The organism is Confluentibacter citreus, assembly GCF_002807055.1.
GTDB classification, from domain to species: domain Bacteria; phylum Bacteroidota; class Bacteroidia; order Flavobacteriales; family Flavobacteriaceae; genus Confluentibacter; species Confluentibacter citreus.
The window spans coordinates 1-19,146 of record NZ_NIXN01000004.1 but is presented as its reverse complement, the minus strand read 5'-3'; the positions used below and the strand labels follow the sequence as shown (position 1 = coordinate 19,146).

The following is a 19,146-nucleotide window of genomic DNA, read 5'->3' as shown; positions in this document are numbered from 1 at the left end:
TATCTGTGAAAACCTTCTAAAAAAGTATATGAGTAAAGACACTTCTAATTGGTTTTCATCATGGTTTAACACACCATATTATCATATTTTATATAGGGATCGCAATGATACCGAAGCGCACGCCTTTATGGAAACGCTCACCAATTACTTGAACATTCCAGAACAAGGCACTATTTTAGATTTGGCTTGTGGCAGGGGCCGACACGCCATGTACCTCAACACCATTGGGTATGATGTGACTGGCGTCGACCTATCTGAAAACAACATCAAGCATGCCAAAAAATTTGAAAACCACCGCTTGCATTTTGATGTGCACGATATGTGCAAACCCTACAAACGCCAATTCGATGCGGTTTTTAATCTTTTTACCAGCTTTGGGTATTTCGATTTTGATGAAGGTAACCTAAATACCATCAAAGCCATCAAAGCTAATTTAAACGACACGGGATTTGGGGTGATTGATTTTATGAACCGTGATGTGGTGATTGAAAACCTAGTACCTGAAGAAACTAAAACTGTTGGGGAGATTGATTTTAACTTGAAACGCTTTGTTGAGAATGGGTATATTATAAAAGATATTACCTTTGAAGCGGATGGCGAAGCGCATCATTATCAAGAACGTGTAAAAGCGTTTTCCCTGAAAGATTTTGAAGCCCTTTTTGACCAAGCAGATACCTATTTATTGGATGTTTTTGGTGACTATAAATTGAATAAATTTAGGCCGCAAACTTCGGAACGTTTGGTAATGATTTTTAAATAGTCTTTGTAAATTAATGAACAACTATCTTTTTCCTATACTGTCAGTTATTTTTGGAGTGGTTCTAGCCATTATTACTACCAAAAAAAGAATGTTTAACACCAGGCTCCTACTCTCTTTTAGTGGAGCGTTTTTATTGGCTTTGACCCTATTTGAAATGCTACCCGAGGTTTACGAACATTTGGATTCAAAACTTACCGGCCTGTTTATCATGGGCGGTATTTTATTGCAAATCATATTGGAATATTTCTCTAAAGGTGCCGAACACGGACACATCCATATCCACAAAAACGCAACAGCTTTTCCGTGGGCGCTGTTTATAAGTCTATGTATCCACAGTTTTTTAGAAGGTTTTTCCATAAATGACCATAACGATATGGTGTATGGTATCGTGATACATAATATACCCATTACCGCACTTATCTCTATGTTTTTACTGAAATCCAATTACAGCAAAATACAAATAGCTAGTTTCCTGATAATCTTTGCATTAATGACGCCACTAGGAACCTTAATTTCAAATACCGTTGGTGCTGTTCAAGGCTATACCCATATCATCAATGCCTTTGTGATTGGTATCTTTTTCCATATTTCGACAACCATTTTATTTGAAAGTAGCGAAGGACATAAATTCAATTTATCAAAACTTACTGCCATTGTTTTAGGAGTTGGTATGGCTTATTTGATTTAGTGGGGGCTGGGTATTGGGTCTTAGGCCTTAGGTCTTAGGTCTTAGGTCTTAGGTCTTAGGTCTTAGGTCTTAGGTCTTAGCAAAATTAACTTTTAACTCTTAACTTAAAACGTGTTTAGCAAAGAAGAATCCCGCTTATTACGACAAGAATTTTGGACCAGTTATGGGAAATCGTTTCCTAGAAAATGGATTTTGTATGATACCAAGCTAAAAGGGTTCTCTTTTAAATTTCATTTTGATACGAAGTCGGCTTTAGTTGCATTGGATTTAGAAGATGACTTGGAAAGCAGGATCAAGTTTTGGGAAAAATTAGTGTCTTTGAAATCCATTTTAACGGATGAGTATCTACCAGAAGCCATTTATGAAGAAGCATACATACTTGAAATCGGTAAAGAAATCTCTCGGATTTATGTGCTTCTAGACCAAAAAGTATCCATACACAATAAAAACAATTGGCGTGATGTCATGGTCTTTTTTAATGAAAAAATGGCTCTTTTTGAAGCGTTTTTTGAGGAGTATCGAGAGGTGATTGAGGATTGATGGGTTTGGGTCTTGGGTTTTGGGTCTTAGGTTAAGTAAAATTAAACTTTCGAACTATCTAACCTTCTAACAATCTAACCATCTAACTATCTAACCTTCTAACAATCTAACCATCTAACTATCTAACCTTCTAACAATCTAACCATCTAACTAAAAAACTTTCTCCATTTCATAATCATCCATCACGAACCCATTCCCGATATCCATAACCATGGATTTTGTTTCTACAAAGCCCATTTTTTTATAGGCTAGAATAGAATACACATTAAATTTATTGACGTTGAGCTTTATCTTGGATATGCCTAAGTAATTGGCAAACGCTTCCATAAACTGCAAAGTGGCGGTGGCAATCTTTTTTCCTCTATAACCTTCCAAAATATAAAGTTTTTCTAAAAATAAAAAATCAGCTTGCTTTTTAATGGCCGTGTAGCCAACTGGCGCATAATCATAAGTCATGTAAAAAAACAAGACCCCTTCTTTGGTTTGTTTGTCAATTGCCGCTACTGAATTAAATTTTTCCAGCATATAGGCAATCTGCTCCACACTGATGATGGAAGGGTAATGTTCATGCCAAATCACGTGTGCTAATTTTGAAATGCATTCAAAATCGGCTGTAGTAGTGGCTGGCTGAATTTTAATCATAACGGTTTTTAAGTATACGGATTAATGGTATTCTAAATCACATAAAGGAAAATCATAAAAAAATGACATACAGCACCTCCCAAAACAAACATATGCCAAATGACATGGTTGAATGGAATCAACTTAATGGCATAAAAAATAATGCCAATGGAATAGGATAAGCCTCCTGCAAATAACCATAAAATACCGTTGCTTCCAATAGCTTCGGATAGATTTGAAAAATCGAATACAATAAGCCAACCCATAACCAAGTACAACACTGTGGAAAATATTTCAAACCGTCCCGTAAAAAACAACTTTAAAACCACCCCAAATAAAGCGATGCCCCAAACCGTATAAAATAAGATCCAACCACTACTTTGCTCCAACGTGATTAACAGCACAGGCGTATACGTGCCAGCAATTAAAAAGTAAATACTGATATGATCTATAATTCTGAAAAGATGCCTGTTTTTCTCGTTTTTAACAGAATGGTATAAGGCAGACGCCGAGAAAAGTACGATGATGGATATACCATACATCATAACGCTAAACAAACTATAATCTGTTTTGTTGGTATCGTAAACTATTAATAGAATTAAAGCGCAAATACCTAGCAAAGCACCAATGCCATGAGAAATAGCATTAAGTCTTTCCTCAAAATCGGATTGTATGCGCATGAATTAAGGTTTATTTAGATTTGGCTGCCCATTTTTCGGCTACATCCGAAAGCTTAAAGTCCAACTTCGAGTCTTGTCGAGGCAATAAGCCACTTTGAAAACTACGCTGTAAAATATCTTCAATCAAATAATCTTCTTGAACGTTCATGGGGTCGAATTCCCGCTTTAATGAAATATTAAACATGCTAGCCGTGGTGTTATACCAAAAGGCTCGCCAACCGTTTCGTAATTCCTTAACAAGATCAAATGTGGTTATGCCTGTTTGCCTATGAATGAGTTTCACTAAAATTTGTCCTTCTGTTCTCGTCAGCTTTTTTAATTCATCCGTAAATTCACCTTCAATGTATTTTTGAATCATTCGGGTATAACGCCTTTTTTCACTGTTCTTTTTTAGTAGAGCCAAGCGTTCGTTTAAATCTTCCAATCTATCAGCAGCCAATGTCGCGTATGGATAGACTTTTAATGTTTTTCGTCTTAAAATCAAATAACGCATTCTATCTTCACTATTCGCAAAACGGAGCTTATTTAAAAGAACAATTTCATCTAACTCTACGGTTGGAATGGAATCTCCTTCAAAAATAAAATACCCATCAGATGTGGAGTCATTTACGTCATCCGTTATTTGCGCAACAAGTAAAACCGGAAAAAATAAGAATATATACCTTAAAAATTGCATCTGTAAATGTGTTGGAGCCATCATACACAAAATTAATAATTTACATTCTGTAAAACATTCTTTTTGTATTTATATTATTATTTTAGTGCAAAATTTTATAGATGGCAAACAAGAGCATACTGAATAAAAAGTCAATGGACTTTTTAGAAGCATATTTGAACAATGCAGCCCCCACGGGATATGAATGGACAGGGCAAAAATTATGGATGGATTACCTTAGACCGTATGTTGATGAATTTATCACTGATACGTATGGCACTGCGGTCGGTGTTATCAATCCGAAAGCAGCATACAAAGTCGTTATTGAAGGACATGCCGATGAAATATCGTGGTATGTGAATTATATAAGTGATAACGGCCTTATTTATGTAATACGAAATGGTGGTAGTGATCACCAGATTGCACCGAGTAAAGTGGTAAATATCCATACCAAAAATGGTATTGTAAAAGGCGTTTTTGGTTGGCCAGCCATACATACCAGAAAAAGTGGTAGTGAAGAACCACCAAAACCCGAGAATATTTTTATTGATTGTGGTTGTAAAACGAAAGATGATGTTGAAAAATTAGGCGTTCATGTAGGTTGTGTTATTACCTATCCTGATGAATTCCATATTTTAAATGGTGATAAATTTGTATGTCGCGCCCTCGATAACCGTATGGGAGGTTTTATGATTGCTGAAGTAGCTAGATTACTGAAAGAAAATAAAAAAACCTTGCCTTTCGGATTGTATGTTGTGAATGCGGTACAAGAAGAAATTGGTTTACGTGGTGCCGAAATGATCACACACCGCATAAAACCGAATGTGGCGATTGTTACGGATGTCACGCACGATACCACCACACCTATGATTGAAAAGAAAATACAAGGTGATTTGGAAATCGGTAAAGGTCCCGTTATTGCTTACGCTCCCGCAGTACAACAAAAATTACGTGATTTAATAACCGATACCGCCGAAGCAAAAAAAATACCGTTTCAGCGAAATGCCCTATCAAGAGCTACCGGAACAGATACCGATGCGTTTGCATACAGCAATGGTGGCGTAGCTTCTGCTTTAATTTCGTTACCGCTGCGTTACATGCACACCACGGTGGAAATGGTACACAGAGAAGATGTTGAAAACGTTATTAAATTAATTTACGAAAGCCTTTTAAACATTAAAGAAAACGATACGTTTAGCTATTTTGAATAGTTTTCATTTGGATTCCCGTTTTCATGGGAAATCGAAGATTCGACGAAGTCAATGACAATTTCAATGGAAACCCCGACACAAAGCGTCGAGGAATTCTTTTCTATTAAAAATTTAAGTGCTCTCTATGGAAAACAAAAAACATCTATTTGATATTCCTGATGATATTGTTTACTTAAATGCTGCCAATCTATCACCACTTCCTAATATCACTAATGAAGCTGGCAAACAGGCCTTAGACAGAAAAAGCAGACCATACATGACTAAAGCGGATGATTTTTTTAATCCGCTTTTAGAACTTAAATCCAGGTATGCTAAACTTATAGATTTAGAAGAACCTTTGCGTATTGCCAGTATTCCTTCGGCTTCCTATGGCATTGCGACGGTTGCAAATAATATAAAACTTCACGCTGGAGATGAAATTTTGCTAGTTGGAAACGAATTTCCTAGTAATTATTACTCTTGGAAACGTCTAACCGACAAATACAATGCTGTTATAAAAACAGTGAAAAAACCCGTATTAAAAGAACATTGTGGAAGACAATGGAACATAGCCATTTTAGATGCCATCACCAATAAAACAGCAGTGGTTGCCATGGGACATATACATTGGGCTGATGGTACTTTATTTGATTTGAAAACCATTAGCAAAAAAACAAAAAAACACAATGCACTTCTGATCATAGATGGCTCACAATCTGTTGGTGCTCTCCCCTTTTCTGTTAAAGACATACAACCCGATGCCCTAATTTGCGCTGGTTACAAATGGTTATTTGGACCCTATTCGAGCGGATTAGCTTATTATGGGCCTTATTTCGACAATGGCATCCCCATTGAGGAAAACTGGTCTAATCGCCTACATAGTGAGAACTTTGCTGGGCTCACCAATTATGAAGACGCCTATAAACCTTTTGCCAGCAGATATAATGTAGGCGAAAATGCCAATTTTATTGCGGTATCGATGCTTAAGGAATCTATCGCATTGTTGCTGGAATGGACACCTGAAGGCATTCAAAAGTATTGCCATGCCATTTCAAAGGATGTCATAGAATCTATAAGAGCCTTAGGGTGTAATATTGAAGATTCAGAATTTAGATCGAAGCACTTGTTTGGAATAGAATTACCAAAAGATACAAATAGTGATATTTTAAAAGCTGAATTTGAAAAACGACATGTTTTTGTAGCATTTAGAGGACACTACATTAGAGTGTCCTGCCATCTATTCAATACAAACAAAGATTTTGAAACACTTTTTGAATGTTTATCTAAAGTTATAAAAACCAATTAAATGGATGAATATATAGATATTGCTGATGCCACTGGGACATTATTGGGGATTTCAGAATTAAAATCGGTCATACATCAAAAAGGACTATACCACCACACAGCACATATATGGCTATACACCAAAAAGGGAGAAATACTTTTATCACAACGGTCTCCATTAAAAAGTATTTGTCCGCTCATGTGGGATGTATCTGTGGCTGGTCATATCGATGCAGGCGAATCCATTATAAAGGGAGCCATTAGGGAATGTCAAGAAGAAATTAGCTTAACGTTATCAGAATCAGATTTAAAAAAAATCGGTGTTTTTGAATGTTTCCAAAGTTATGAAAGTGGCATTGTTGATAATGAATTCCATAACACCTATATAGCTGAATTAAAAGTACCATTATCTGAATTAAAACCTCAAATAGAAGAAGTTGAAGCCTTAAAACTAGTCTCCTTTAATGAATTTGAAAACTTACTGAAACATAGTGAAACTAATGGGCATTTTGTAGCTTCGAATACACCTTATTATAAGAGGGTTTTAAAAGCGATTCAAAAAGAAAACTAACGCGACATTAATTATTATTAATTCGTTCAACAGCTCGTTTTAGTTTAAAACGACTATTCACTGGATATTCCCTACTCTTAGATATATTATTAAATATCAATGCTATAACTAACAAAATAAGCGTACCAGATAATACTGGCGATAACACATACAAATAGCCCAATTCTTGAATTTTTCCCGTTCCTATAACAGCAATTAATGCGGTAGCACCTCCTGGTGGGTGCAACGTTTTGGTATACTGCATGCATACAATAGATAAAGAAACTGCCAATGGAGCCGTAAGCCATACGATGTCCGGTAAAACCATATTAATGGTGACACCTACAATGGCAGAAACCACATGTCCACCAATTAAATTTCTTGGTTGTGCTAAAGGACTTTCTACAGCCCCATAAATCAATACACTAGAAGCACCAAACGAGCCTATTAAAAATATATTCTCAAGATCACTCAAAAAGAGTGTCTGTAAAAAAGAAATGACCCCAATACCAATAAACGCCCCAAGAAAAGACCAAAAGGACTCCTTATGATCAACCAAGGTCTCTCTGTAGATGATATATCTTGAAACTCGAGCAGTTCTTTTTATTTTTTTAATCATAATGCATTTTTGAGCGGCAAAAATAATAATTAATTAAAGAAAGTCATTCAAAGAGATTAAATAGTAAAGAATTATTAGCTTGAGTAAACCTCATTACAATTTTGGTTTTAAAAAAACTGTATGAATTTTATCTAAAATAAGCCTGTTTATTGATTTTTGAATTGTTAACAAAGTGTTAATATTTTTAAAAAAATAATAACAATAAAGTCTACATCGAAAAAATAAAATGTATTTATTTTATGATAAAACTAACCATATGATTAAATGCTTACAAAGCAACCAAAAAACCAAATTTTTTTATTTAATTTTCCTACTTTTATCAAGCTCAAATATTTATTGTCAAGGAACACTATTAGTTAGTGGCAATGGCAATACCATTACTTCAGGATCAACAAATCCTATAATAAGTAACAACACCAACTTTGGAAATGTTGAGGTTGGACAAAACAAAACCTTACTATTTATACTAGACAATACAAGTAGTAGCGGTAGCCCGAAACAGAGGTTGGATAACATTATAGTAACCGTTTCTGGTTCCAATGATTTTAGTCCTTTATCGACCAACCATGGAAATTTAAGAGGAAGTGATAACCCTATAAGTCGTTTTGTAACGTTTACTCCCAGTTCTTCAGGGATTAAGACAGCTACGGTCACGGTTACCTTTTCCAATGGCACAAACTCGCCGTACACCTTCACGATACAGGGTACGGGCGTGGCACCGACCCCAGAGATCGATGTAACCGATGGTTCCGATAGCTACATCAACAGTGGGGGGACCTTCGATTTTGGGACGGTCGCACCTGGTTCTACCGCATCAGAGACCTTCAAAATAAAAAATACCACTTCAGCTACCTTGACCCTTCAGGGGACAGGCCCAAATTATGTAACCATTTCGGGGGATCCAGAATTCTCAATTGCATTACAGCCCAGTTCAAACACAATCGCAGGAAACTCCTTTGGGACATTCACCGTAGAATACGGTCCAACTTCGGCAGGCGGATCGCATACCGCCACGCTAAGCATCGACAACGATGATCCCGATGGTGGTGAAGCCCCATACATCATTATCTTGACGGGCACTTGCAATAACATTGTGTACACCCCTATTACCGATGGTCCCGATTGGACCGTTAGCAACCTTACGCCCAATTTTGAACTGAATAATCCCAATACCATTGTGTATGGCCCGGACGACAACCTATGGATCACGGAACGTTTAGGCAGAAAGGTCGTGAAGGTCGACCCTGAACTTGGTGGAAGCAAGACTGTGATGCTCGACCTTACAGGTCTGGCCACCGCCACCTCTGGAAGCCAAGATGGCCTCATGGGAATGGCAGTCCACCCCGATCTTTACACTGACATCAATACCTCAAATAACTTTGTCTATCTGGCATACACATACAGTTCCGGTGGACTAAAATTAAGAATTGTAAGATATACCTATAACGCTGGAACTGGCCTATTGGATAGTTCAAGCGCAACCACCATACTAGAAGGCTTTGATGCCAGCAACGACCACAACTCGGGCAAACTCATATTCGGTCCAGACATGAAGCTTTATTATACCGCGGGTGACCAAGGGGCTAACCAGTATAACAACTCCTGCGATGAGATCAGATCTCAATACCTGCCAACAAGTGGCGGACAGACACCAACCTCCATTGCCGATAAGGCCGAGTACAAGGGGAAAATACTGAGGATTGAACTGGATGGCTCCATCCCAGCGGACAACCCAACCTTGGGAGGTTTCAGAACGCACATATATACCTACGGGCACAGAAACCCACAGGGCATCGCTTTTGCATCCAACGGCAAGCTCTACTCATCCGAGCACGGCCCTAAGGTAGATGATGAGCTGAACGTCATCGAGGCCGGCAAGAACTATGGTTGGCCCGCCATTTCGGGCTATTACGACAACCTAGCGTACCAATACTGCAACTGGTCGAGCGCAGGAGCGAGCTGTAGCCCTTTCAGTGAGAACGGCTGTCCCGTTGGGGCCACGAGCACGGCAGAGTTCGACCCCATAAACAATGCCATACTCCCAAATTTTGCCCCACCTATAGGCACCTATAACACTACCGCGTTGGCAGATCCATTTGGCGGCTTCTTTGCCTGGCCAACGGTGGCACCGTCCAGTATTGCCGTTTATGAGGGCGGCGTGGTACCCGGTTGGGGAAACTCACTGCTGATACCTACACTTAAAAAGGGAACCATCTTTAGGGCAAAGCTTAACGCATCGGGAGACGGACTGGAAAGCCAGGTATACGAGGAGTTCCACTCCTCAAACGACAGATACAGGGACGTGATCGCCGCACCGGACGGCAGAACCTTCTATGCCATTACCGACTCCAGCGGCAGCACCTCTGGGCCTTCGGGAACAACACCTCAAACAATACAAAACCCAGGAGTCGTTATAAAAATTGAATATACTGGTGCCCCAGAAAGCACCGGCACCACCTATTACGTGGATGCGGATGGCGATGGGTATGGCGACATCAATGACCCAGGGACAGCATATGCATCAGATCCAGGAGAGGGTTTCAGCTTGAACAATACTGATTGTGATGATACAGAAGCCCTTGCCTACCCCGGAAACACTGAAATTCCATACGATGGCATAGATAACGATTGCAAACCGATTACTCTAGATGATGATTTGGATGGTGATGGTTTTATACAGGCAAATGATTGTGATGATACAAAACCAAATATAAACCCCGATACCATTTGGTATGCCGGTATAGATTTAGACGGAGATACCTTTTTCGGAAGTGTAAGTTCGCTGACACAGTGTGAATCACCAGGGCCTGAATACTCAACCATAGAGCCTGAAATCAATGATTGTGATGATAATAACGCAGAAATAAATCCGTCTAAAACAGAAATCCCAGGTAACGGTATTGATGACGATTGCAATCCCGCTACACAAGATGACGATATAGATGGTGACGGTTATGCCATTGCTGATGATTGTGATGATAATGATGCCACAGTAAACCCTGGCGCTGTAGAAATACTATACGATGGTATTGATAACGATTGTAATCCAGCAACACCAGACACTATAGATGCAGATAATGATGGGGTGAACTCAGATACAGATTGTGATGATAATAATCCAGCTATAAGTTCCCCTATTCCATATTATGTAGATAGTGATGGTGATGGATTTGGCTCAAACATTATTGAAAACTTATGTGAAACGTCTGCTCCTATTGGATACTCAACAAATAACTCCGATTGTAATGATAATGATTCTGGTGTTAATGAGCCTCAACATTTTTATATTGATGCAGATGGAGATGGTTTCGGTTCCAATACTATAGAATTACTTTGTAGCTCCATAGCACCAACAGGATATGCGACAAACAATACAGACTGTGATGATAACGATAGCTCTGTTAATACGCCTCAATTATATTTTGTTGATTCCGACGGTGACGGATTTGGTGGTAATGTAACAGAATTATTGTGTAGTTCTACGCCTCCAGCTGGTTATTCAACTAATAATGCTGACTGCGACGATACCAACTTTGCTGTAAATCCAAATGCCACAGAAGTTACAGGAAATGGTATTGATGATGATTGTAATCCAGCGACGTCTGATGATGAACCATTTTGTCAAGATATTTTAGATGATAATAGTTTTGAAAATGGTTTAATTAATTGGATGTCAGGCGGAAAAGATGCCAATTTGTCAACCTCCTTTCCAAGTAGTGGAATTTATTGTGTACAGCTAAGAAATTTTGGAACAGGAGCTTCCATATTCACTAACAATATCAATTTAAGTAGCCATCCTGAGGTATATGTTAATTTCTCGTTCTATAGTAGCACACTAAGTTCTAATGAGAACTTCTTTTTAGAAATTTCAACTAATGGAGGTTCCAGTTATTCTATTTACAGAACTTGGACAAATGGTGTTCATTTCAATAATGGTACCTTTTATAATGAAACAACATTAGTAACAGGAATAACATTAACAAGCAACACCCGCTTCCGAATAAGATGTAATGCATCTAATAGAGGAGATCAAATTTATTTTGATGATGTTATTATTACAGATTGTACCAACAATACTACTTCAAAAAGTTCAATTAGTAGAAAAGTTGAAAATAATATAGATATTAAGATTTATCCAAACCCGGCATCTTCGGAATTATTCATTGATTACATTGGTTATGAAAGAAGAGCCCATTTTAATTTATATAATGTTACGGGTCAATTAATTAAATCGACAATTCTCGATAATGCTAAAAGACAAAAAATAGATATAAATGGACTGTCCGAAGGATTATACTTCATTAGAGTAATTGGTAATAATGGGGAATTACTCAAAAATGATCGCATTATTATTAAAGGAAAGTAATCTATTCCATATATCATGAAATTTTCAGGGTGTGCTAATTGCACGCCCTATTTTTTGTTATAAAGTAAATCGTTAACCTCTCATTCAACAACACATTTTATCGGATTTTTTAGCATTTTAAAGAGTTTAAACAAATTTATCGCTATTAAAAAATATTAAAAAAATTTATGATTTTTAAAATTACTTTCGAGTATTGATTTGCGATTTCTACCAGTTCATATCTGTGCGTTTAAAACCTTCTTTTTCATCATAAAATTATTTGATAAAGAAATTAGGAATCAGAATTATGCATAAGTCAATAAAAGTTAATTATTGTAATTAATTAATTATCAAATAGTTGACTTTAAATATAGCCGTTTTTTATTAAACAAACCCAAAACAATACTTTAAATATATCTCTTTAATAGCTAAAAAATGTGAACACCGTATTTATTTTTTATAGATTAAATAATTGATTATCAATGTTTTAAAAATTACTAATACATTTAATCGATTATTTTTGCTTTACATCGATAAAAAATATATATTTGACAGCTAATAATTAGCCCCAAGCTAAAATTTAACCTATTGTGAAAAAATTAACTCTCGCTTTTTCTACTATAATATTATTGCTATTTATCAGTACGCTGAACGCACAGGTAATTTCTATTGAAGGAAATAATATAGTAATACCCAATGGTGATATCACACCTCGAATTGAAGATAATACAGATTTTGGAAATACGACTTCAAGAACTTTCGAGATTGACAATAACTCAAATGGTTCAGGTTTAAATATTACAAGTATTTCTTTATCTAACACTACTAACTTTTCCATATCTAACATTAGAGACCTTTCGTCAAATCCCATTTCATTGCCGTACATGGTTTACAAACAAGATGGAAACAATATATATTTCAATATTACTCTAACCACTCTAACAGCTGGCACTTACACATCCACAGTCACTGTAAATAGTTCCAATGGAGGTAATTGGACCTTTACCATAAGAGCAGTAAGAGCCCCTGAAATAAACATACAGAGCAATGGAGTAACGATTCTTGACGACGACACAACACCGTCGCTTACGGACAATACTAATTTTGGTACCGTTTCTGTTGGTTCTCCAACAACCAAAACATTCACAATTCAAAATACAGGAAACGCAAGCTTAAGTTTAACAGATGTGTCACCTTATGTTATTATTTCGGGCGCGAATGCCTCCGATTTTGCAGTGACTGCGATACCTAATCCCACAATTGCGAGTGCCGGTAGTACGACATTTAGTATTCAATTTAACCCAGCTTCTGCTGGTGTTAAAACAGCATCATTATCCATAGCCAACAATGATAGTAATGAGAACCCATATAATTTTAATATTACAGGAACTGCCACAACCCCATTCCCAGAAATTAAAATCATGGGGGGCTCTGTTCTTACGGAAATAGTAGATGGCGATACAACACCACAAAACGGAGATGGAACCATCTTTGGCAATGTAAACGTCGGGAATTCATTACAAAGAATTTTCACCATTGATAATACAGCGGGCACGGCCAGTTTAACCATTTCTAGTATTACGCTATCAAATACCACTAATTTTTCAATTACAACATCATACAGTTCTCCAGTAGCTGCTGGGGGCACAACAACATTCGGCATAACGTACACAGATACTGCTGTTGGTTCACAAACCTGTACGGTAACCATCAATAATAACGACCCCAATGAATCGGTTTACGATTTTGTTATTGAAGGCACCACTGTTCAATTATTTTATGATAGTGATAACGATGGCGTGTTTGATGATCAGGACATCGATGACGATAACGATGGTATTATTGATTCTGTAGAAGAAAATAATTGTAGTGCTTCACCCACATCATATTCCGTAAATTATAAATTTCTTGAAGAAACGTTCGGCACGGGAACTACCAGAACAACTATTAATACAAGTTATGCCGCAATGACCGATTATTGTTGGGAAGATGGCACTGGTGATGATTGTACAAATTCAGCTTCTGATGATGCCGATTTAGACGATGGTGAATACACGGTATATTACAAAGTTGCAAATGGGGATGGCATTAACCAAACACCCAATGGTGAACTTGCCAGTTGGGCTGATAATTTATGGTATACTGGTGAAGACCACACACCCGGAGACACCAACGGTAGAATGGCCGTTTTTAATGCTTCTTTTGACCCTGGTGTTTTTTATACGGCACAAATTACGGGTGCATTACCAAATGTACCTGTTACTTACAGCTTTTATGCCCTCAATTTAGATAGGTGGAATCATCCAGACATAGCAACACGTATAAGACCAAGTATTAGGGTGGAATTCCAAGATTTAAATGGCAACATATTAGATAATTTAGCCACGCCAGGAACCGCTGATGCTTTTTTTGAAACTGGTGATATAGACCCATGGAATCCAGCAAATCCCGACAATGGATGGTTTAATTTTTCTGAAGACCTAATTCTTAGCGTGAATGAATTTCAAGTTATTTTTTATAATGATGCTCCCGGAGGATTGGGTAATGATTTAGCCATTGACGATATCGAAATACGGCAAACCTTGTGTGATTCTGATAATGATGGCATAGCAGATATATTTGATCTAGATTCAGACAATGATGGTATTCCAGATATTATTGAAGTTGGTTTAGGACACTTAAGTAATGGAACAGGCAAAATAGACGTTGCTTGGGTTGATGCCAATGGGGATGGTTTACACGATAGTGCTGCTGGCCACTTACCAATAGATTCAGATGGTGATGGTGTACCAGACTATCTGGATTTGGACAGTGACAATGACAGCATTTTCGACGTAGATGAATCTGGCGCTGGAAATTCGGGAGACATATACTTCCAAAATGGGGATGGCGATATTAACGGCGATGGTGTTGGGGATGGTCCAGACTCTGAAGCATTCCGAGAAAAAGACGTTTACGGTAATGGTATGCCCGAATACTTTGGAGATGGCATCTTGGACATCTATGATTTTCATAGTTCTGCCAATAATTATGCTGGTTCTTATGGCAATAATGGTCAAGGCACGGTAACAGGAACCGTTTATTATGTTAAGGATACCGATTTAGATGGTATACCAGATTATCTAGATACCATGTCCAATGGTTCAACTTATGATATTGCAGGAACTTTATATGCACATCTTGATGCCAATAACGATGGCGTTATAGATGATACCAATGATGCGGACAGAGATGGTATTGTGGACTTGTTTGATACAGATGACACTATTTTTGGATCACCAAGGGATTTAGACCGAAAATTACATTTATTTTTTGATGGGCGCAATGATTATGGAGAAGACACTAATGTTATAAGTTCTGGAGAAGCCAGTATCATGGTTTTTATCAAATCTAACGGAAACAATACACTAAATGAGGATAGAATAATTGCAGGGCAAGAGGACTTTTATTTAAGGATTAATGATGCCAATAATACAGTAAGTTTAATTGTAGAAGGAACCACACTTACATCTACCACTGCTATTACAGACGGGATTTGGACTCACATAGCCGCAACCACAAAATCCGGAAGCACCAAACTATATATTAATGGTGTTGAAGAAGCTAGTGACACTTCTGGCGGCATATCAGATACATCAAACTTTATTATAGGAAGATCATCTGCAGGCAACAAACACTTTCATGGTTATATGGATGAACTACGGGTATTTAGTAAAGCCCTATCTGAAGATGAATTGCATAAAATGATTTATCAGGAAATTGAAAATAATTCTGGTATAACCCGTGGCGTTATTATCCCAAAAAATGTAACAGATTTTGTAGATGAAGGCACCATAACACCCCTTAATTGGTCGGGGCTAGCACGTTATTTTAGAATGGATGTTTATAAAGATGATATCATAGATGATCTCACAACAACTAATATAGATACCGAAACAGGAGCCCATATTTACAATACCAAAATAATTGACGTACAGTCGGCACCGCTACCTTTTATAACGCAACAAAGCGGAAGTTTACCTTTAGCCGTCAATATTCCTGCAAATGGCGTAAACGGAAATGATGTTGTTAATTACGATTGGTCTATTGTAAAAATTTCGCATGATGATGTCACCTTTAATGCAAATCAAAAACATGTGGGCCTTATTGTGGATGCCACAGATGGAAGTTCTAATCCTATCGAATTCAGTGTTCAAAATGACTCTGAACTCAATATAAGCTGGTATTTAAAATTAGATGGTTTTATAGATTTGGAAGGCGAATCGCAATTAGTTCAAGGAGCAGATAGCGAATTGGACGCTACAAGTTCTGGCTATATTGAAAGAGATCAACAAGGCACCAAAGATTTATTTACATATAATTATTGGTCGTCGCCGGTAGGCATACGCAATAGTTCCAGCAACAACAATAGTTTTACCCTTCCAAGTGTTTTAAGGGATGGTTCAGTTGCCGCCGCACCTGTTAACATTACTTTTTTAAGTTCTGGCTATAATGGAAATCCTGGTAACCCCGGTACAACACCCATAAGCATTGCAGACTATTGGATATGGAAATATTCAAATAGAATTAGCAACACCTATTCCCAATGGCAACACATAAGAAGAACAGGCACGGTGTTAGCGGGTGAAGGTTTTACAATGAAAGGTGTTCAAAATACGGGAGGCGCCATTACGTTACAACAAAATTATGTTTTTAATGGTAAGCCCAATAATGGCAATATTTCGCTTACCATATCTCCAGGAAACGATTATTTAATCGGCAACCCCTATCCGTCTGCATTGGATGCAGATGAGTTTATATTAGACCACATACAAGATGGATCTGGTAGAGCTACAACCAACATCATTAATGGTGCCTTGTATTTCTGGGATCATTTCGCCAGCAATACACATACTTTAGCCGAATATCAAGGAGGTTATGCAACCTATACATTAATGGGTGGTACGGCCGCCATATCAAATGATACGAGAATTGCGGCTACAGGCGCTGTTGGGACAAAAGTTCCAGATAGATACATCCCAGTGTCCCAAGGATTCTTTGTGTCTTCCATTTTAGATGCCAATTTAGTGGACGATGGGTTAACATCTCCTGTTGTTGGCGGACAAGTCACATTTAAAAATAGCCAGCGTATTTTCCAAACAGAAGCATCGGGTTCCTCATTTTTTATAAAACCAAGCCATGATAAATCCAAGACCACAACTTTAAAAGAAACTGAGGGTGACAAAAGAGAAAAAATCAGATTAATGTTCGACTCCCCTAAAGGATATCATCGTCAATTATTGGCTGGTGTGGATGAAAATGCTACCAATGCCTTTGACATTGGATATGATGCGCCTTTGATTGAAACCAATAAAGAGGACATATTTTGGGTTTTCAACAACAAAAAATTTATAATTCAGGCTGTTAGCAATTTTGGCAATGAACAATTGCTTCCATTAGGTATAAAAATAGACAAAGCTGGCATCACTAAAATTAAAATTGATGCCCTTGAAAATATCGCTAACGATTTGGATATTTATCTAAATGATAATGAATTAGGAATCCAGCACCATTTAAAAAATAGTCCCTATGAAGTATATCTGGCTCCAGGCACTTATTTAAATCGCTTTGAAATAACGTTTAAAAATGCCGATTCACAATCATTAGATACCGACGATGTTGTAAATGAAAATATCCAAGTATACTTTTCAAATGAAAAAGAAAGCATTGTCATTCATAACCCTTCTTCAAAACATTTGAAATCAGTTGAATTAATAAGCATTCTAGGGCAATCAATGAATACATTCAATATAGACAATACTCTTGATTATATGGAATATAAAACAAATCAACTAAGTGCGGGAGTGTATCTTATTAAGATACAAACCGAAAAGGGCGCCATTTCTAAAAAAGTATTAATCAAGTAATGGAATCAAAAGGCATTTAACAAACTTATTATCAACGTTTTTAGTGTTTTATCGAATTTTATTGCTTTAAAGAAAGCGGTTAATTTTCTTTGATATAAAATACGGATATATTGCTATTTAGTCCCAACTAAATCCTACATATGATAAAAAAAATTACTCTCATCAAAGTCATTCGTTTTCTGCTAATTTTACTTATTAGTTGTAATTTAAACGCACGTAATTTAAATAGTTTAGCATCCTATAATTTTTTACCAACCCAACATTTACAATATAAGATTGCTTCTTTCTTTGTGAATTTGTTTTCTCCAAACAAAGAGTTACAAACCAATAAGAATTCAAGTGTTAAAACCAATCAAAACCTCTCAACATCAACAGCGCTTGCCGTAGCTGCTGATGTCACAGGTGATTTTAGATCAACTGCTAGTGGTGATTGGACAAATATTGGTTCTTGGGAAAGATGGGATGGAACTGATTGGGTTGCTGCTACAGAATTCCCAGGCCAGAATTCTGGTACGTATACGGTGACTATTCAAGCTGGGCATACAATTACTTTGCTTTCTAATATTGCCACATCAAATATGGGCATTCTGACTATTCAGGGAGATTTGATTCTTGATATATCAGGAAATGGAAACCCGGATATAATCGATTTAAATTCTTCTAATATTGATATTTCTAGTACTGGTACTCTTAATTTTGTTGGTACCAGAGTAAGACTAAATTTACCTGCGTCTACCGCTATTGCTATTGATAGTGGTGGATCTATTGTTGCTTCTACATGTAATAACAATAATGAAATTTACATTGGGACTCGTCGCTATGCAAGTTGTGCTGGTGGTGGAGCAACCGTATATACCTTTGGGGAAGTCACACTTTCTGGAGGGGTTTTGAATGCGGAAATAACAGATCCAGCTACAGCAACGATAACAAATTCTTGTGAATCTATTTCGTTCACGGGAGGATATGAAGGAACAGAAAGTGACAGTGTAACATACTCTTGGGATATTATCAACCCAGATGGCTCAATTACTCCTATAAGTACAGGTTCTTTATCAGGAAATATTACAGATGACGGTATTACAACCCCTCCATCAAGTTTCACCCCCACTTCGGTTGGTGTTTATCTTTTGTCATTTACCGTCTCTTCTTCAACCTTTACCAATGTTGAAACGGTTACAATTAATGTCACGGATGATATCGACCCAGTGCTCACCAAGGAGGCTGACCAGAACGTAGCCCTTGGAGCGGCGTGCACCGTAACGATACCGAACGTGGTCGATGGCTCCTCAGCCACCGATAACTGCGCCG

At 37.4% G+C, this 19,146-nt stretch carries 13 protein-coding genes; 9 read left to right on the top strand and 4 right to left on the bottom strand.

Translation table 11 applies throughout. The features are described 5' to 3' along the window. Positions 1–28 precede the first annotated feature (28 nt). From CDH49_RS09380 to CDH49_RS09370, 3 genes are all read left to right on the top strand, one after another. Positions 29–760: a class I SAM-dependent methyltransferase gene (locus tag CDH49_RS09380; RefSeq protein ID WP_100615263.1), complete on the top strand. Its 732-nt coding sequence runs from the start codon at positions 29–31 to the stop codon at positions 758–760. A 13-nt stretch (positions 761–773) separates the two neighbouring features. Further along, positions 774–1,448 carry a ZIP family metal transporter gene (locus tag CDH49_RS09375; RefSeq protein ID WP_100615262.1) on the top strand — a complete coding sequence of 225 codons (675 nt, stop codon included), beginning with the start codon at positions 774–776 and terminating at the stop codon, positions 1,446–1,448. Positions 1,449–1,559: 111 nt separating this feature from the next. Continuing rightward, entirely contained in the window at positions 1,560–1,988 is a 429-nt protein-coding gene (locus CDH49_RS09370) for a DUF4268 domain-containing protein (RefSeq protein WP_100615261.1), read from the top strand. Between the two features lie 150 nt (positions 1,989–2,138). Here the strand turns inward: CDH49_RS09370 and CDH49_RS09365 are convergent, their stop codons facing one another. Genes CDH49_RS09365 through CDH49_RS09355 form a run of 3 tightly spaced genes read right to left on the bottom strand, consistent with a single transcriptional unit; the run spans position 2,139 to position 3,965 of the window. Continuing rightward, entirely contained in the window at positions 2,139–2,630 is a 492-nt protein-coding gene (locus tag CDH49_RS09365) for a GNAT family N-acetyltransferase (protein ID WP_100615260.1), read from the bottom strand. A gap of 32 nt (positions 2,631–2,662) precedes the next feature. After that, positions 2,663–3,289, bottom strand: coding sequence for a PAQR family membrane homeostasis protein TrhA (gene trhA, locus CDH49_RS09360; RefSeq protein ID WP_100615259.1), 627 nt, complete (start codon positions 3,287–3,289; stop codon positions 2,663–2,665). Positions 3,290–3,299: 10 nt separating this feature from the next. Beyond that, complete coding sequence (locus CDH49_RS09355) at positions 3,300–3,965, bottom strand: DUF4294 domain-containing protein (RefSeq protein WP_100615436.1); 666 nt, start codon at positions 3,963–3,965, stop codon at positions 3,300–3,302. Positions 3,966–4,066: 101 nt separating this feature from the next. On the opposite strand from CDH49_RS09355, the gene CDH49_RS09350 reads away from it, so the two are divergent. From CDH49_RS09350 to CDH49_RS09340, 3 genes are all read left to right on the top strand, one after another. Next, a complete protein-coding gene (locus tag CDH49_RS09350) occupies positions 4,067–5,155 on the top strand; it encodes a M42 family metallopeptidase (RefSeq protein ID WP_100615258.1) in 1,089 nt (362 codons plus the stop codon). Between the two features lie 124 nt (positions 5,156–5,279). Continuing rightward, on the top strand, positions 5,280–6,440 hold the full coding sequence (locus CDH49_RS09345) for an aminotransferase class V-fold PLP-dependent enzyme (protein ID WP_100615257.1): 1,161 nt from the start codon (positions 5,280–5,282) through the stop codon (positions 6,438–6,440). Then, the gene (locus CDH49_RS09340) at positions 6,441–6,989 is read left to right on the top strand and encodes an NUDIX hydrolase (protein ID WP_100615256.1); all 549 of its coding nucleotides are present in this window, start codon (positions 6,441–6,443) and stop codon (positions 6,987–6,989) included. Between the two features lie 7 nt (positions 6,990–6,996). Here CDH49_RS09340 and CDH49_RS09335 read toward each other — a convergent pair whose 3' ends face one another. Further along, a complete protein-coding gene (locus CDH49_RS09335) occupies positions 6,997–7,587 on the bottom strand; it encodes an HPP family protein (RefSeq protein WP_100615255.1) in 591 nt (196 codons plus the stop codon). 256 nt (positions 7,588–7,843) lie between these two features. Between CDH49_RS09335 and CDH49_RS09330 the strand changes: the two genes are divergently transcribed. From CDH49_RS09330 to CDH49_RS09320, 3 genes are all read left to right on the top strand, one after another. Next, complete coding sequence (locus CDH49_RS09330; RefSeq protein ID WP_162296716.1) at positions 7,844–11,953, top strand: PQQ-dependent sugar dehydrogenase; 4,110 nt, start codon at positions 7,844–7,846, stop codon at positions 11,951–11,953. A 569-nt stretch (positions 11,954–12,522) separates the two neighbouring features. Beyond that, positions 12,523–17,838 (top strand): choice-of-anchor D domain-containing protein, encoded by a 5,316-nt coding sequence (locus CDH49_RS09325; RefSeq protein WP_100615253.1) that lies wholly within the window; start codon positions 12,523–12,525, stop codon positions 17,836–17,838. Between the two features lie 290 nt (positions 17,839–18,128). Then, positions 18,129–19,146, top strand: a 1,018-nt coding sequence (locus CDH49_RS09320) for a hypothetical protein (RefSeq protein WP_204524817.1), incomplete at its 3' end; no start/stop codon positions are given.

Excerpts from the sequence above, each read along its gene's own strand:
- CDH49_RS09345 (WP_100615257.1), top strand. The coding sequence starts at position 5,280 with ATGGAAAACAAAAAACATCTATTTGATATTCCTGATGATATTGTTTAC.
- CDH49_RS09365 (WP_100615260.1), bottom strand. The coding sequence starts at position 2,630 with ATGATTAAAATTCAGCCAGCCACTACTACAGCCGATTTTGAATGCATT.
- CDH49_RS09335 (WP_100615255.1), bottom strand. The coding sequence starts at position 7,587 with ATGATTAAAAAAATAAAAAGAACTGCTCGAGTTTCAAGATATATCATC.
- CDH49_RS09350 (WP_100615258.1), top strand. The coding sequence starts at position 4,067 with ATGGCAAACAAGAGCATACTGAATAAAAAGTCAATGGACTTTTTAGAA.
- trhA (WP_100615259.1), bottom strand. The coding sequence starts at position 3,289 with ATGCGCATACAATCCGATTTTGAGGAAAGACTTAATGCTATTTCTCAT.
- CDH49_RS09355 (WP_100615436.1), bottom strand. The coding sequence starts at position 3,965 with ATGCAATTTTTAAGGTATATATTCTTATTTTTTCCGGTTTTACTTGTT.
- CDH49_RS09340 (WP_100615256.1), top strand. The coding sequence starts at position 6,441 with ATGGATGAATATATAGATATTGCTGATGCCACTGGGACATTATTGGGG.
- CDH49_RS09380 (WP_100615263.1), top strand. The coding sequence starts at position 29 with ATGAGTAAAGACACTTCTAATTGGTTTTCATCATGGTTTAACACACCA.
- CDH49_RS09330 (WP_162296716.1), top strand. The coding sequence starts at position 7,844 with ATGATTAAATGCTTACAAAGCAACCAAAAAACCAAATTTTTTTATTTA.
- CDH49_RS09375 (WP_100615262.1), top strand. The coding sequence starts at position 774 with ATGAACAACTATCTTTTTCCTATACTGTCAGTTATTTTTGGAGTGGTT.